The sequence below is a fragment of the Achromobacter sp. RW408 genome (genome assembly GCF_003184165.1).
Lineage (GTDB): Bacteria > Pseudomonadota > Gammaproteobacteria > Burkholderiales > Burkholderiaceae_B > Achromobacter > Achromobacter xylosoxidans.
The window spans coordinates 1,756,502-1,771,551 of record NZ_QHHO01000049.1; the positions used below are offsets into that span (position 1 = coordinate 1,756,502).

Sequence of the window (15,050 nt, forward strand, 5' to 3'; positions counted from 1 at the left end):
CCTGAACGACGCGCACGGTTTAACTCCTTATAAAGCGGCCCCATTCAGTCACGCCCTTATTCAGGTATTTATCTTCGGCCTGTTTAAACGGCGTCAGCGGCAAACGAGAGACCACCAGGCATGAGACGTACGCTTCCCGCAAGTCCGCTTTCCCTTGCCCTTTTCTGCATGCTGGCCGCCGTCGGCGCGGCGCGGGCCGACGGCCCCTTGCGCGGCAATCCGGTCGATGCCATGCCGCAGATCGAACGGCCGCCCGGCGCCACCCAGCCTCCCCCGGTGGTACAGGCCGCCACGCCGGAACAACTGGCGCTGCAGGCGCGGCTGGCGCAACGCATCGTGCCCCGGCATTTCGATGTCACGGGCGTGCACGAAATGCCGTTCGAAGAGGTATCCGCCCTGCTCGCGCCGCTCTCGGGCAAGGAAATCAGCCTGGGCGAACTGGTGCAGCAGGTCGACAAGATCACGCAGTTGTACCGCGACCGCGGCTATCCGCTGTCGTTCGCGCTGGTCCAGAACCAGAGCTTCGCCAACGGGCTGGTGGTCGTCACCGTGGTCGAAGGCTATATCGGCACGGTGCGCATCGAAGGCGATATCGGCAACGCCCAGGACCGGCTGGAATCGTTGGCCGAGCCGCTCAAGCAGGAGAAACCGCTGAAGCAGGCCACGCTGGAGCGCGTGCTGAACCTGATGCGGACCGTGCCGGGCGTGAAGTTCACGCCTTCGCTGGACCTGCCGCGGCGCGCCGACGGCGCCACCGAACTGGTGCTGGCCGCCTCGCGTCAGCCGGTCAGCCTGACCGGCGGCGTGGCCGACCTGGGCACCGGCATGCAACCCCTGGTGAACGCCGCCACCAACAGCCTCACGCCACTGGGCGAGCAGGTCAAGCTGACGGCGTCGATCCCGTTCAATACCGACGACGTCAAATACGTGTCCGGCGAGATCCGCGTGCCGCTGGGCAACGACGGCCTGGCCGTCAAGGTGGACGGCTATCACTATGACGCGCGGCCCGAGGACGAGGCGATCGAGTACCTGGGCTTCAATCGTCGGGTCAAGAACGACCGCATCGGCATCGGCGTCAGCTATCCGTTCCTGTTGAACAACACCCGTTCGCTGACCGGCACGCTGGGCGTCTACGCCGCCAACTCCAAGGATCGCTACGAAGCCAAGAATTCCGATCGCTGGCTGCAGCAGGATTCGCAGGTGCGCGCCGCCAACCTCGAAATGCGCTATATCCAGGTGTCGGAATCCATGACGACCGACGTGACGCTGGGCGTGGCCAAGGGCTTCGATGCAGCCGGCGCGAAGAAGGAGATCAGCACCAACTATGGCTATTCCGCCGTTCCCGTCCTCGACCTGGATTTCACGCGCTACAACCTGAACGCCAAGCAGACCTTCGCCCTGCCAGCCCAGTTCGGCCTGACCCTGTCCGGCGCGGCCCAGTATTCCAGCAACATCCTGCCGTCGTCGGAGCAAGTGTCGTACGGCAGCTGGCGCTACGCGATGGGCTATCCGCAAGGCGAGCAAAGTGGCGACAAGGGCGTGGGGGTTTCCGCCGAAGTCAATCGCCGCTTCGGCATCGGCTGGGAATATCTGACGAATGTGCAGCCTTATGCGCTGATCGACTATGCGCGCACCTGGTACAACAATTCAGGCTTGCAGCAATTGAATCAGCGTCACCTCTCCTCGGTGGCGCTGGGGCTGCGCTTTACCGACGACAAGTACTACCTGTTCGATTTCAATGTGGCCAAGCCTATCGGTTCGGCGACGGTGAACAACGACCGCGACCTGCGCTTCAACGCCAATTACTCGCTGTATTACGACGCATTCTGATTGGGCATCCATACCTGGGGGTCCATATACCCGCCCGCCACCACGCCTGTTTCGACAGGCGTTTTTTTTGGCCTGTTCCATACACCGCGTTACGTAACGTGGCCCGTAACGTAACGGCTGTTACCCCCTTCGGCGTAACATTCGCAGGTCAGGCGTGATCGTAAAAATGGGGGATTCAAAACATTGGTACAAACCCTCTAATATACAAATAACACATTGATTTAAAAGGATTTTTTAAGGAAAGAAAAATACCCCGCCACGTTGCCGGACGGCATTCGGAAAATATTGGCACGGTTTATGCATGTAGGGATGTATCGGGCAGTTTCGACGCCTGACACTTCCCCCACAGGAGCTCGCCATGAATGCCAAGATTGAAACGCAGCGCGTACAACGTATTCTGACCTCCACCGTCATGGCGGCCGCTCTGATGAGCGCGCTGGCCGCATGCGGCGGCGGTGGTGGTGGCCACAAGAGTTCGGCTTCCCTGCCCGGCACGAATATTCCCACCAATCCCGGCGGTCCGAATAACCCGAACAACCCGAATAATCCGAACAACCCGACCGATCCGGTCACGACCGGCTTGCTGCAGACCACGCTCGGCAATACCGGCGGCGCCGTCGACAATACGCTGCCGTTAAATCTGGGCACCACGCTGGGCGGCGTCGGCAAGGCGCTGGATCCCACCGTCAAGCCGGTGGTCGATACGGTGGTTGGCCTGACGCAGGAGATCGGCGCCACCACCGGCCTGGGCCAACCGGTCGACGGCACCGTCAAGCAGGTCGGCGGACTGGTGCAGGACCTGGGCACCACGGTCAAGGGCACCGGGCTGCCCGGCGGCCTGAGCAGCGGCGTCGGCGGCCTGGTCGAAGGCCTGGGCAAGACGGTCGCCAGCACCGGCGGCCTGCTCAATGCCGATCCCAAGAATCCGCAACCGCTGACCACGGTGCTGGGCAATGCCACCAACGCGGTGGGCGCCCTGACCGCCGGCCTGTCCGGCCAGGGCGGCCTGCTGAACCCCGTGACCCAATTGGTCGGCGGCGTGACCGGCGGCGTGCTGGGGGGACCGTCCAAGCCTTTGCTCGAACCGGCCCTCGGCAACGTCGGCAAGACCGTCGACAACGTGTTGCCGCTGGGCCTGCAACCGACCCTCGGGGGCATCGGCGCGGCGCTCGACCCGACGGCCAGCCCCCTGGCCGGCACGGTGGTCGGCCTGACCCAGCAAGTGGGCGCCACCACCAAGCTGGGCGCGCCGGTCGCCGGCCTGCTCAACACCCTGGGCGGCACCGTCAGCAACCTGGGCACGCAATTGCCCGGCGGCAACGTGGCCGGTTTGAATGGCGTGCTGCAAGGCCTGGGCGGCGCGGTCAGCAGTGCCGGCGGCCTGTTGAATGCCACGCCCGGCAACACCAACCCGCTCGGCAACACGCTGGCCAATGCCACCGGCGCGGTCGCCTCCCTGACCAGTGGCCTGGGCCTGGGCGGCGCGGTGGGCGGCAACAACGGCGGCCTGCTCAGCCCGATCACCGGCATCCTGGGTGGCGTGACCGGCGGCGCGGCGGGCGGTAACGGCGGCCTGCTGGCTCCGGTGACCGGCCTGCTCGGCGGCGTGACCGGCAACCTGGGCGGGGCCACGGGCGGCGCGGCCAACGGCGGCTTGCTGGGGGGCCTGCTGGGCGGCGTGACCGGCGCCACCGGTGGCACGGCCGGCGGCGCCGCGGGCGCCAACGGCGGCCTGCTGGGCGGCTTGCTGGGCGGCCTGACGGGCGGCGCGACGGCCAGCGCGGGCGCGGGCGCCAGCGCCGGTGGCGGCGCCACGGGCACGGCCAGCAACGGCGGCCTGCTCGGCGGCCTGCTGGGCGGCGTGACGGCCGGCGTCAGCGGCGGCGCCAGCACCGGAGGCACCACCAACGGCGGCTTGCTGGGCGGCCTGCTCGGCGGCCTGACCGCCAAGAAGTAATCGACGGGATCCGTGAGGGAGCGACGCCATGCTGCAACAAGAAACCATCGTCCACCACGAGCATGTGACCGTGATGCCTGAATCCCGCAATAGTGACCTGCGTCCCGGAATGCTTGACGATATCGCCCTGATGCTGGGCCGGCAGTTCGCCGTGTACAACGCGGCGTGCCAGTCGGCCCTGGCGGAGAAACTGGGTATCCCCCTGGCGGATCTGAAAGCGCTGGAACTGGTGATGGAGTTCGATGCCCTGCCCACCGGGCAACTGGCCCAGCTGATGGGCATCAGCTCCGGCGGCGCCACCGCCTTGATCAACCGCCTGGAGGCGGCCGGCTATGTGCAACGCGGCCGCCATCCGCTGGATCGCCGCATGATCGTGATCCGGCCGGTCGAGGAGCAATGCCAGCAACTGGCCCAGGAACGCCAGTGGGTGGCCGAGGCGGTGGTGTTGATGGCCCGGCGCTACGACGCCGGCGAGCTGGAAGTGGTGCATGCCTTCCTGGCGCAATGTGTCCGCGCCCTGCGGCACGACACGCTGGTCTGGCTCGAAACCCGCAACGCCCACGACTGAGCCGCCCAGGCGCGCGCATGCCGCGCCCCGATCCGCCAGGATCGGGGCGCGGTTTTCATTCGGGCGCGCCGAATTGCAGCCGCGGCACCGCGTCGAGCAGCCGGCGCGTCATGTCCTGGCGCGGCGCGTGCAGCACCGCGTCGGCCTCGCCCAGTTCGACAATGCGGCCGCCGTCCATGACCGCGATGCGGTCGGCCAGGTACTCGACCACGCCGAAATTGTGGGTGATGAACAGGTAGGCGATGCCCAGCTCGTCCTGCAGCTCGCGCAGCAGGTCGAGGATCTGCGCCTGCACCGAGACGTCCAGCGCCGAGGTCGGCTCGTCGCAGATCAGCACCTTGGGTTCGACCGCCAGGGCCCGGGCGATGGCGATGCGCTGGCGCTGGCCGCCGGAGAACTCGTGCGGATAGCGCGACAGCGTGTTGGCCGGCAGGCCGACGCGCTCGACCAGGCGGACGGCGCGGTCGCGTCGCTCGCGCGCGCCCATGCCGCGGCGCAGCGACTCCAGGCCTTCGTCGAGGATGTCGCCGACCCGCATGCGCGGATCGAGCGATGCGTACGGGTCCTGGAACACGATCTGGATGTCCTGGCGCAGCCGCTGCAAGCGGGCGCGGTCGGCGGTCAGCAGGTCCTGCCCCTGCAGCATGGCGCGGCCCGAGATACGGGCGCCGTCGATCAGGCGCAGCAGCGCCTTGCCGGTGGTGGTCTTGCCGCAACCGGACTCGCCCAGCAACGCCAGGGTTTCGCCGGCACGCAGCGTGAACGTCACGCCGTCGACCGCCTTGACCCACGAGGCCACGCGCCGCAGCGGGCCCTTGCGCACCGGGTAATGGACCTTCAGGTCCTGCACGTCCAGCACCACGCCCGGCTCGCGCGGCCGCTTGCGGGCCGCGTCCTGCGCCTGGGCCGCGCGGCCGGCCTGGCTGAGAGGCACGCCGCGCTTTTCAAAGGTGGGAATGGCGTCGAACAACTGGCGCGCGTAGGGATGCTTGGGCGCGCGGAAGAATTCCTCGGCGCTGGCGCTTTCGACGATTTCGCCGCCGCGCATCAGGGCCACGTGATGGGCCACGTTACGCACCACCGCCAGGTCATGGGTGATGAGCAGCACCGCCATGCCGATCTCGCGCTGGATGCCCGCCAACAGGTCCAGCACCTGCGCCTGCACGGTGACGTCCAGCGCGGTGGTGGGCTCGTCGGCGATCAGCAGCAGGGGTTCCGCCGCCAGCGCGATGGCGATCATGACGCGCTGCTTCTGGCCGCCGGAGAACTGGAATGGGTAATCGTCCACGCGCCGCTCGGGCTCCGGGATGCCGACCCGCCGCAGCCAGTCGATGGCGCGGGCGCGCGCCGCGGCGCCGCGCAGCGGCGTGTGCGCCGCCAGCGTCTCGATGATCTGGTCGCCGACCCGCATGACGGGGTTCAGGCTGGTGGACGGTTCCTGGAAGATGATGCCGATGCGGCCGCCGCGCACGCCGCGCATGGCGCTCTCGGGCAGGCGGTTGAGGTCTTCGCCATCCAGGTCGATCTGGCCGCCGACGATGCGCCCGGCGTCCGGCAGCAGGCGCAACAGCGCCAGCGCCGTCATGCTCTTGCCGCAGCCGGACTCGCCCACCAGGGCGAAGGTCTCGCGCTGCGAGATGGCCAGCTGCAGACGCTTGACCGCGTGCGTCATGCCGCTGTCGCCGGCGATGTCGACGTCCAGCCCGCGCACGGCCAGCAGGGGCGTGTCCTGGCGGTTATCCTGCTGGCTCATGGCGCGTCTCCGGATTTGGTGGCGCGGGCATCGGCCGCCAGCGCGGCGCCCGGACGGCGGCCGAACCAGCCCATGCCCGGCAGGCGGCCCGGCTTGTAGCGGCGGGTGCGCGGATCGAAGGCGTCGCGCACCGCGTCGGCGAACAGGTTGGCGGCCAGCACCAGGGCCAGCATGAAAAGAAACGCGGTCATCAGGTTCCACCAGATCATCGGGTCGCGCGACATTTCCAGGCGGGCGCCGTCGATCATCGAGCCGAACGAATTCATGCTGGGATCGACGCCGATGCCCAGATAGGACAGCACCGCCTCGTACAGCACCAGGCCGGAGAATTCCAGCACCACGGTGATCAGCACCAGGTGCGCGACATTGGGCAGCAGGTGGCGCGTCATGATGCGCCAGTGCGATACGCCGAAGGCGCGCGCGGCCTGCACGTATTCCAGCTCGCGCAGCTTGAGCGTTTCGGCGCGCAGCAGACGGCACAGCCCGGCCCATCCGGTGAAGCCGAGGATCATGCACAACAGGAACAGGCGCAGGTCGGCGCGCGCCGCGGAGGTGTCGAACAGCTCGGCGTGGTTGTCGATGTACACCTGCATCATCAGCGCGCAGGCCGCCACCAGCAGCACGCCCGGGATCGAGGTGATGGTGGTGTAGAGATACTGGATGGCGTCGTCGATCCTGCCCTTGAAGTAGCCCGCCGCGATGCCGAAGACGATGGCCGGCGGCAGCATCGCGAGCGTGGTCAGGCTGCCGATGACGAGCGCGGTGCGGATGCTCTTGAGCGCCTGCCACAGCACGTCGTTGCCGATGCGGTCGGTGCCCAGGGCGTGGTAGCCGCTGGACAACCCGGCCAGCGCCCCCGCCACCAGGCACAGCAGGGTGAAGGTGATGGCCATGGCGCGCCACGGCACCTCGGCGCGCCCGCCCAATAGGGCCTCGGCCGCCGCCGACGCGCCGCCGCGCCGCGCCAGGCAGGCGAACAGCAGGCCGGCGCCGATCAGCGCCACCGCCAGCCCCGCCGCCAGGCCCAGGCCCAGCCGGTAGTAGACGTCGCCCAGGTGGTCGCGGTCGGGGTCGGCCAGGTGCGTGCCGGCCGCCCGCAGGCGCGGAAAATCGCGCACCGGCTTGTCGTCGACCAGCAGGGTTTCCTTGGTGAACTGGCGCACCGCCAACGGACTGGAATAGGTCTTCTCGGGCTGGGTCAGCACGCTGCCGCGCAACAGGCCGTCCAGCGCCGACTTGACCGCCGGCGCGTAGACCGGCGCGGCGTCGGCGGCCGCGCCCGGCGCGGGCGGCAGCTGCGGCCGGTAATGGACGGAATCGAGCAGGCCGACCAGCGCGAACGCCGCCAGCACCACCGCCGAGCACATGGCCGGCGTGTCGCGCGCCACCCGCGCCCAGGTCGAACGCAGGTTCGGGCTGCGCCGCACCCGCCAGGCGTAGGCCAGCGCGCCCAGCACCATGAGCCACAGCGCAATGTCGGTCCAGAGGAATACGAACTTGGGCATGGCGGCTACTCGAATCGGACGCGGGGGTCAGCCAGCGTGTAGGAAATGTCGGCCAGGATCAGCCCGACGATGTACAGCGACGCCCCCAGGAACACCATGGCGCGCACGATGGAGAAGTCCTGCGCGTTGATGGCGTCGATGGTGTAGCTGCCCAGGCCCGGGATGCCGAAGAAGGACTCGGCGATCAGGCTGCCCATGAACAGCAGCGGCAAGGCGGCCACGGTGCTGGTCAGGATCGGCAGCATGGCGTTGCGCAGCACGTGTCGGAACAGCACCACGCGCTCGGCCAGCCCCTTGGCGCGGGCGGTGCGCACGTAGTCCTTGCCGATTTCCTCAAGGAACAGGGTGCGGTAGAAGCGCGCCTCGGGGCCCAGGCGCGAGACGATCGCCACCAGCACCGGCAGCGCCAGGAACTTGATCATGTCCAGGCCGCCCTCGAAGCCCGAGAACGGCACCAGCCGCAGCAGCTTGGCGAACATCCACTGCCCGGCGATGATGTAGAACAGGCTGGAGATCGACAGCAGGATGACGCACACCACCACGCCCCAGAAGTCCAGCCGGGTGGCGCGGAAGTACACCAGCGTCAGTGAAAACACGATGCTGGCGAACAGCCCCAGGAAGAAGGTCGGCACCGCCAGCGCCAGGCTCGGCCCCATGCGCGTCTGGATCTCGCGGCCAATGTCGCGGCCGCCGTCGGAGGCGCCGAAGTCCATCGCCAGCAGCGGCACCGAGCGCTGGTAGAACACGGTGTCGGTCAGTTGCGCCGAACCCTTGGCCTGGGCGTTGTAGAACAGCGGCTTGTCGTAGCCGTGCTCGACCTTCCATTTCTCGACCGCGTCCTGGCTGACGCGCTGGCCGCCGATGGCCAGGCGCGCCATGTCGTCGGGCGTGTTGACCGCGAAGAACAGGATGAAGGTGAAGAGGTTCACGCCGATCAGAATCAGCACGCCGTACAGCAGCCGGCGGATGACGTAGCCGATCATGATTGATGCTCCTTGCGGGAAGCCTGGGCGAAGGCGGTCTGCCGTTCGCGCCGCTTGAGCGCCACGTAGGACGGCCAGATCGCCAGCGCGATCAGCAGCACGAACAGGCCCACCGGCCACCAGATGGGGGAATTCCATTCATCGATCTTGCGCTCGCGCAGGGCGGGATCGATCTTCATGTACTGCAGCGTGTTGCGCACCATCTGGGTGGGCTTGGCGTTGCCGACCCATTGCTGGTAGGCGCCGCCCGACATCGGGAAGTAGCCGAACATCCAGGGCGCGTCGCGCTGCACGATGGCGACCATGCGCTGGATCAGCGCTTCCTTTTCGGGGCCATCGTCCAGGAACTTCATCTGCTCGAACAACCTGTCGTATTCGGGGCTGTCGTAGTTGGCGGCGTTCTCGCCGCCGCCCTTGGCCTTGGCGTTGGGGCCGTAGAGCAGGAACAGGAAGTTCTCGGCGTCGGGGTAGTCGGCGTTCCAGCCCCACAGGAAGATCTGCGCCGACCCGCGCCGCATCTTGTCCTGGAAGCGGTTGTAGTCGGTCGAGCGCACGTCCATCTGCACGCCGATCTTGGCCATCTGCCGCCGCATCCAGTCGAACTGCGGGTTGGAGCCGCCGCCCGTCATGGAGTCGTAGTACAGCACCAGCGGCGCGCCGGTGACGGCGTTGCGGCCGTCGGGGTAGCCGGCCTCGGCCAGCAGCTTGCGCGCCGTCTCGATGGATTTGCGCACCGGCTTGCCGTCGACCAGGTCGTAGACCACCGGGTTCACGCCCTCGGGCGGTTCGCGGTAGCCCAGCACGCCGGGCGGCACCGGGCCGTAGGCCACCGAGGCCTGGCTGTTCTCGAACACCGCCACGTATTCTTCCCAGTCGAAGGCGATGCTGATGGCCTGGCGCAGCTTGCGGTTCTTCTCGGCCTGCTCGGGCGTGTCGCCCTTGCCCACCACCGGGTCGAGCCAGTTGAAGCCCATGTACCAGTTGGCGGTCTCGACCGTGGTGGGCAGGCGGATGCCGTGCTCGGCGTACTTGCGCGCCTTGTCCTGGCTGTCGCCAGCGGCCACCAGCATGGCCACGCCGTACTCGCCGCGCTCGATCTGCGGCACGTCGTAGTAGCCCTGCATGAACTTGCCGGTCAGCGGAATGGCTTCCTTCTCGACGCTGAACACGGCGCGGTCGATGAAGGGCGTGGGCTTGCCGCAATCGGCCAGCAGGCCGGCGGCGCGATCGCCCGGCTCGCCTTCGCAGGGATAGGGTTCGCCGTGGAAGTTGGGGTTGCGCGCCAGCACGTGGCGGCGGTTCTGCAGCGACTCGGCCAGCATGTAGGGGCCGGTGCCGACCGGCCAGGTGTTGAGCGACAGGTCGTGCTCGGCCATGCCGGGCTGGTTGTAGAAGCGGTCGGCCTCCCAGGGCACGGGCGCCGTGAAGGTCATGGCCAGCCAGTACTTGAACTGCGGGTACTTGCCGTTGACGCGGATGCGCAGCGTGTGCGGGTCGAGCGCCTGCACGCCGGTGAAGCCGTCCGGTTCGCGCAGGTCCAGCCACGACGCGCCACCGCCGCCGGGAAGGTCGCGGCGCAGCGCCTTGTCACGCTCGCGCAGGCGGTCGCCATATTCCTTCAGGCCGCTCACGTATTCGGCCATCAGCGAATAGATCGGCGACACCACGCGCGGGCTGGCCAGGCGGCGGAAGGCGTAGACGTAGTCGTCGGCGGTGAGTTCGCGGGTGCCGGTGCGCGGAAAGTCGGGAATGGCGAACTTGTCGGCCAGGTCCTCGGGCGCAATCGGGAAGTAGTCGTAGCTGCCGTCGGTCTTGCGGGCGAAGGCCGGGTGCGGCGCGAAACGCATGCCGGGCTTGATCCTGATGTCGTAGATGCTCTGGGCGATCTGCTCGCCCGGCGCATCGGCCGGCAGCACCTTGCCCTGCGCGTCCAGGTAGACCGGCGGGTCGATCGAGGCCGCGGCGCGCGGGATCAGTTCGTAGGGCCGCTTGAGGTAGTGGTAGCCGTACAGCGTCTCATAGATGCTGTAGGTATAAGGGGTTTCATCGCCGGAATAAGAGCTGGCCGGGTCCAGGTACTTGGGCGAGCGCTTGACGAAGGCGGAATACAGGGTGTTCCGGCCTTCGGCGCCGGACGGATAGGGGCTGTTGATGGGACTGCCGTCCCGGGAGCAGCCCGCCAACGCCAGCAACAGCATCATGGCCGCCGCCCAGAGCCGCATCAAAGCACGCATGGAAACCTTTCCTTCTATTCAGTGCGACAGAGGATAGCAAAGGTATATCCGCCCCAGTACCCTGGCATCCCCCTAGGGAACTTGCGCAGGCGGCTCTCCACACACACCAGGACGGATTACCCCCCGCCGGCCAGCGCCAATCAGCCGCACTGGCGCTGGCGCCAGCAGTCGTAGCGCCACTTCCAGGGCTGCATCGGATCCTTGCCGGCCCACAGGCCGCGGCCGGCCGCCTTGGCCTGGCGCTGCAACTCGGGCATGGCCTTGTCGTTGAGGTAGTCGCCCTGACGCGCGGTGTAGGCCCAGGCGTAGCCGGCCTCGACCTGCAGCCGGTTGGCCGAGCGGCCGTCGTCCAGGATCAGCGCGCAGACGTCGCGGCCGTACTGGTCCTTCTGGTAGCACTGGGCGGTCAGGGTCTTGCCGGCCACCAGGCCGGCCAGGTGCTGGCGCGCGGCCTCGGCGTAGGGCTGGCCGGGCTGGTCGTTGCCATGGCCCTCTTCCGGCGCGTCGATGCTGTCCATGCGGATGCGGCGCTGGCCGTCGGGCGCGCGCAGCGTCACGGTGTCGCCGTCGGCGACGTTGACGATCATGCCGGTCAGGGTATAGCTGCCGGCGGGAACGTCGCCGGCCAGGGCCGCGCCGGGCTTGCCGCGCGGCGCGGGCGCGCTGGCGGCGGGTCGTTCGGCCGGCCGCTCGCCCCCCTGCCGGGCAGGCTGCAGCCAGTTGACGAGGGCGCCGGCCGCGGCCAGGATCAGGGCGACGACGAGGGCGGTCAGCTTGCTGCCGCCGAAGGGGGATTTGCCGCGCACGAGCCGGGCTCCGGAATCAGAAACGCAGGCAGTTTGCCACAGCCGGGCCGGCGCCGCGCGCGCCAGTGTGTCGCCGCCGGCACGGCGCCGCCGTCCGCCGCGCTACAGCCAGCCCGACTTGCGAAAGCGCCAGTACAGCAGCGAACAGACCGACACGATCACGCCCAGCGTGACCGGATAGCCGAACGGCGAATCCAGTTCGGGCATGAACTTGAAGTTCATGCCGTAGATGCCGGCGATGGCGGTGGGCACGGCCAGGATGGCGGCCCATGACGCCAGCTTGCGGGTGGTGTCGTTCTGCGCGGCCTGGCCGATCATCAGGCTGGCTTCGAAGGCGAAGGCCAGCGACTCGCGCAGCGAATTGAACAGTTCATCGACCCGCAGCACGCGGTCGGCCACCTCGCCGAAATACGGCCGCGCGTGTTCATCGACCGCCGACATCTCGACCCGCGCCAGGCGGCGGCAGATCTCGGCCAGCGGCGACACCACGGTGTGGATGCGCAGGAGGTCGCGGCGCTGGCGGTACAGCCTGCGGATGTCGGAGTCCTTGGCGCCGCGGATCAGCAGCTTCTGCTCGGCGCCCTCGACCACCGACTCGATCTTGCCGGCCGCCGCCACGTAGCGGTCCACCAGCCAGTCCAACAGTTCGGAGGCGACGTAGTCGCTGCCGCGCTTGAGCAGGTCGGGCGAGGCCTCCAGCCGTTCGCGCAAGGGGCTGTGGCCGGCGGTGGCGCCGCGCCGCACGGTGACCAGGAAGCCTTCGCCGATCAGGAACTGGGTTTCACCGAAGATGGGGCGCTCGGCCTCGACCTCGACGGTGATGGCGACGATCAGCACCATGTTGCCGTAGTCGATGATCTTGGGCCGGCGGTGCGACTCCAGCATTTCTTCCATGTTCTTGTCGCAGGCGCCCAGTTGGTTGACGACGTCGGCAAGCCGTTCGGGGCTGGGATTGCGCAGGCCGATCCACACCATGCCGTGCTTGGGATCGACGTGCCTGCCCACCTCCTCGATGGGCACCTCGTGGTCGCGCCGGCCATTCACATAGGCGATGGAGGCCACGACTTCGCCCTGGGGCGGCGCGGCGACGGCGGCGGTTGCTTCGGTAGACATAGACATCCTTTGGCGATGCGAGCCCTGCGGGTGCAGCGTATCCAACGTATCGGCCGATGATAGCCCACCGGCGCCGCCGCGCGGCGGCGTCCGCGTCCGGGTCCGCGCCCCGGCGAACGCGCCCTACGCGAACAGGTTGCGCACGCGCCTGGCCACGTCCACGCTCGGCGCCTGCGGCGCCTTGGCCTCGCGCGCGGGCAGGTCGGGCGGCTTGGGCAGGTGGTCGAACAGCGGCAGCATGGCGTTGGTGATGTAGCGGGTGCGCGAGCCGTAGACGTGGCGGTCGCCCATGCCGGTCTGCTGGTGCACGTAGAAGCGCTGCGGCACGATCAGCTGCAGGCGTTCCTTGGCGCGCGTCATGGCCACGTACAGCAGACGCCTTTCTTCCTCGATCTCTTCGGCGCTGCCGGTGCTCATGTCGGACGGGATACAGCCGTCGACCACGTTCAGCACGTAGACCGCCTTCCATTCCTGGCCCTTGGCCGAGTGGATGGTGGACAGGATCATGTAGTCCTCGTCGCGCGATGGCGCGCCGGATTCGTCGCTGGTGGCGTCGGGCGGGTCCAGCGTCAGCTCGGTCAGGAAGCGCTCGCGCGACGGGTAGCCGGCGGCGATGCGCGCCAGCTGGTCCAGGTCGGTCTTGCGCACCCGCGCATCGTCGTACAGCCGTTCAAGCTGGCCGGCGTACCAGCGCAGCGCCAGGTCGACGTCGGCCGGCCAGCGCAGGCTTGGGTCGGCCAGCGCCGCGTAGGTGTCGGCGAACGCGCCCCACTCGGCCTGCGCCGCCGCCCCCGGCTTGAATTCGCGCAGCGCGCGCAGCGGTTCGGCCGATTGCGTCATGGCGTCCATCAGCTTGGCGGCGGTGGCCGGACCGATGCCGGGCAGCAGTTGCGCCACGCGGAACCCCGCCATGCGCCCGCGCGGGTTTTCGGCCCAGCGCAGCAGCGACAGCAGGTCCTTGACGTGCGCCGCTTCCAGAAAGCGCAGGCCGCCGAACTTGACGAAGGGGATGTTGCGGCGGGTCAGCTCCAGTTCGAGCGCGGCGCTGTGGCTGGAGGTGCGGAACAGCGCCGCCTGCGACTTGAGCGTGGCGCCGCCCTCGCGCTGCGCCAGCACCTGGTCGGCCACCCAGCGGGCCTGGCCGGCCTCGTCGCTGACGGTGACCAGCTCGGGCAACTGCGACGACTGCCGGTCGCTCCAGAGATCCTTGGCGTAGCGTTCGGCGGCCAAGCCGATGACGGCGTTGGAGGCGTTCAGGATGGGCTGGGTCGAGCGGTAGTTGCGGTCCAGCGTGATGACGCGGGCCGGCTGCGGGAACTGGGCCGGGAAATCGAGGATGTTGCGCACCGTGGCGGCGCGGAACGAATAGATCGACTGGGCGTCGTCGCCCACCACGGTCAGGCCGCGGCCGTCGGGTTTCATGGCCAGCAGGATGGCGGCCTGCAGGCGGTTGGTGTCCTGGTATTCGTCCACCAGCACGTGGTCGAAGCGGGCGCCGACGTCGGCGGCGATGGCCGCGTCGCCCATCATCTCGGCCCAGTACAGCAGCAGGTCGTCGTAGTCGAGCACCTGCTGGTCCTGCTTGGCGGCGACGTAGGCGCGGAACAGGTTCTTGAGCTCGTCCTCCCATTGCGCGCACCACGGGAAGGTGCCGTGCAGCACGTCGGCCACCGGCGTCTGGCTGTTGACCACGCGCGAGTAGATCGCCAGGCAGGTGCCCTTGAGCGGAAAGCGCGATTTGGTGGCGGACAGGCCGAGCTCGTGCCGCACCATGCCCATCAGGTCCTCGGCGTCGCCGCGGTCGTGGATGGTGAAGGCCTCGGACAGGCCGATGCGCTGGGCGCAGTCGCGCAGCAGGCGCGCGCCGATGGCGTGGAAGGTGCCGGCCCACGGCAGCGACGGCGCCTGCTGGGTGCCGCGCAGGTTCATGACCCGCTGCAGCACGCTGCCGACGCGGCGCTCCATTTCCTGGGCGGCGCGGCGCGAGAAGGTCAACAGCAGCATGCGCTGCGGATCGGCGCCGTTCAGGATCAGGTGGGCGACGCGGTGCGCCAGGGTGTTGGTCTTGCCCGAGCCGGCGCCGGCGATCACCAGCAGCGGGCCGTCGTCGCCCGCGCCGCCGACGCCGAATTCGGCGGCCTCGCGCTGGGCGGGGTTGAGGTCGGCCAGGGGATCGGGACGGCTGGACGGGTGGGCGGAATTCTGGTCGGACATGGGGCGTGGAATGGTGGGCGGCGGGCGCGGTCGGCGCGGCCCGATACCTGGGGATATATCCAGGTATCATAACCGCATCGCCCCCCG

At 68.5% G+C, this 15,050-nt stretch carries 10 protein-coding genes; 3 read left to right on the forward strand and 7 right to left on the reverse strand.

All coding sequences use genetic code 11. From position 1 onward, the window contains the following. Positions 1-120: 120 nt before the first annotated feature. The 3 genes from DK459_RS27510 (at position 121) to DK459_RS27520 (ending at position 4,355) form a co-directional block, all read left to right on the forward strand. Positions 121-1,830, forward strand: a complete 1,710-nt coding sequence (locus DK459_RS27510; protein WP_035183252.1) for a ShlB/FhaC/HecB family hemolysin secretion/activation protein — start codon at positions 121-123, stop codon at positions 1,828-1,830. Between the two features lie 358 nt (positions 1,831-2,188). Further along, positions 2,189-3,787, forward strand: coding sequence for a collagen-like triple helix repeat-containing protein (locus DK459_RS27515; RefSeq protein ID WP_024069810.1), 1,599 nt, complete (start codon positions 2,189-2,191; stop codon positions 3,785-3,787). 28 nt (positions 3,788-3,815) lie between these two features. Beyond that, the gene (locus tag DK459_RS27520) at positions 3,816-4,355 is read left to right on the forward strand and encodes a MarR family winged helix-turn-helix transcriptional regulator (protein WP_006387765.1); all 540 of its coding nucleotides are present in this window, start codon (positions 3,816-3,818) and stop codon (positions 4,353-4,355) included. A 55-nt stretch (positions 4,356-4,410) separates the two neighbouring features. On the opposite strand, the gene DK459_RS27525 is transcribed toward DK459_RS27520, so the two are convergent. The 7 genes from DK459_RS27525 to DK459_RS27555 all read right to left on the reverse strand — a co-directional run bounded on the left by DK459_RS27525 (position 4,411) and on the right by DK459_RS27555 (position 14,963). Continuing rightward, on the reverse strand, positions 4,411-6,108 hold the full coding sequence (locus DK459_RS27525) for an ABC transporter ATP-binding protein (protein ID WP_024069811.1): 1,698 nt from the start codon (positions 6,106-6,108) through the stop codon (positions 4,411-4,413). Further along, positions 6,105-7,613: an ABC transporter permease gene (locus DK459_RS27530; protein WP_024069812.1), complete on the reverse strand. Its 1,509-nt coding sequence runs from the start codon at positions 7,611-7,613 to the stop codon at positions 6,105-6,107. Before DK459_RS27530 ends, DK459_RS27525 begins: the two co-directional genes overlap by 4 nt. 5 nt (positions 7,614-7,618) lie before the next feature. Further along, positions 7,619-8,596 (reverse strand): ABC transporter permease, encoded by a 978-nt coding sequence (locus DK459_RS27535; protein WP_006387762.1) that lies wholly within the window; start codon positions 8,594-8,596, stop codon positions 7,619-7,621. Beyond that, complete coding sequence (locus DK459_RS27540) at positions 8,593-10,830, reverse strand: ABC transporter substrate-binding protein (RefSeq protein WP_024069813.1); 2,238 nt, start codon at positions 10,828-10,830, stop codon at positions 8,593-8,595. The genes DK459_RS27535 and DK459_RS27540 overlap by 4 nt, the downstream gene beginning before the upstream one ends. Positions 10,831-10,970: 140 nt before the next feature. Continuing rightward, a complete protein-coding gene (locus tag DK459_RS27545; RefSeq protein WP_020928817.1) occupies positions 10,971-11,636 on the reverse strand; it encodes a thermonuclease family protein in 666 nt (221 codons plus the stop codon). 102 nt (positions 11,637-11,738) lie between these two features. Further along, the gene (locus DK459_RS27550; RefSeq protein ID WP_006387759.1) at positions 11,739-12,749 is read right to left on the reverse strand and encodes a magnesium and cobalt transport protein CorA; all 1,011 of its coding nucleotides are present in this window, start codon (positions 12,747-12,749) and stop codon (positions 11,739-11,741) included. A gap of 123 nt (positions 12,750-12,872) precedes the next feature. Continuing rightward, on the reverse strand, positions 12,873-14,963 hold the full coding sequence (locus tag DK459_RS27555; protein ID WP_024069814.1) for an ATP-dependent helicase: 2,091 nt from the start codon (positions 14,961-14,963) through the stop codon (positions 12,873-12,875). Positions 14,964-15,050: the final 87 nt, after the last annotated feature.

Bases quoted from the DNA above. Each gene is read 5' to 3' on its own strand.
- DK459_RS27510 (WP_035183252.1), top strand. From the start codon at position 121: ATGAGACGTACGCTTCCCGCAAGTCCGCTTTCCCTTGCCCTTTTCTGC.
- DK459_RS27515 (WP_024069810.1), top strand. From the start codon at position 2,189: ATGAATGCCAAGATTGAAACGCAGCGCGTACAACGTATTCTGACCTCC.
- DK459_RS27520 (WP_006387765.1), top strand. From the start codon at position 3,816: ATGCTGCAACAAGAAACCATCGTCCACCACGAGCATGTGACCGTGATG.
- DK459_RS27525 (WP_024069811.1), bottom strand. From the start codon at position 6,108: ATGAGCCAGCAGGATAACCGCCAGGACACGCCCCTGCTGGCCGTGCGC.
- DK459_RS27530 (WP_024069812.1), bottom strand. From the start codon at position 7,613: ATGCCCAAGTTCGTATTCCTCTGGACCGACATTGCGCTGTGGCTCATG.
- DK459_RS27535 (WP_006387762.1), bottom strand. From the start codon at position 8,596: ATGATCGGCTACGTCATCCGCCGGCTGCTGTACGGCGTGCTGATTCTG.
- DK459_RS27540 (WP_024069813.1), bottom strand. From the start codon at position 10,830: ATGCGTGCTTTGATGCGGCTCTGGGCGGCGGCCATGATGCTGTTGCTG.
- DK459_RS27550 (WP_006387759.1), bottom strand. From the start codon at position 12,749: ATGTCTACCGAAGCAACCGCCGCCGTCGCCGCGCCGCCCCAGGGCGAA.
- DK459_RS27555 (WP_024069814.1), bottom strand. From the start codon at position 14,963: ATGTCCGACCAGAATTCCGCCCACCCGTCCAGCCGTCCCGATCCCCTG.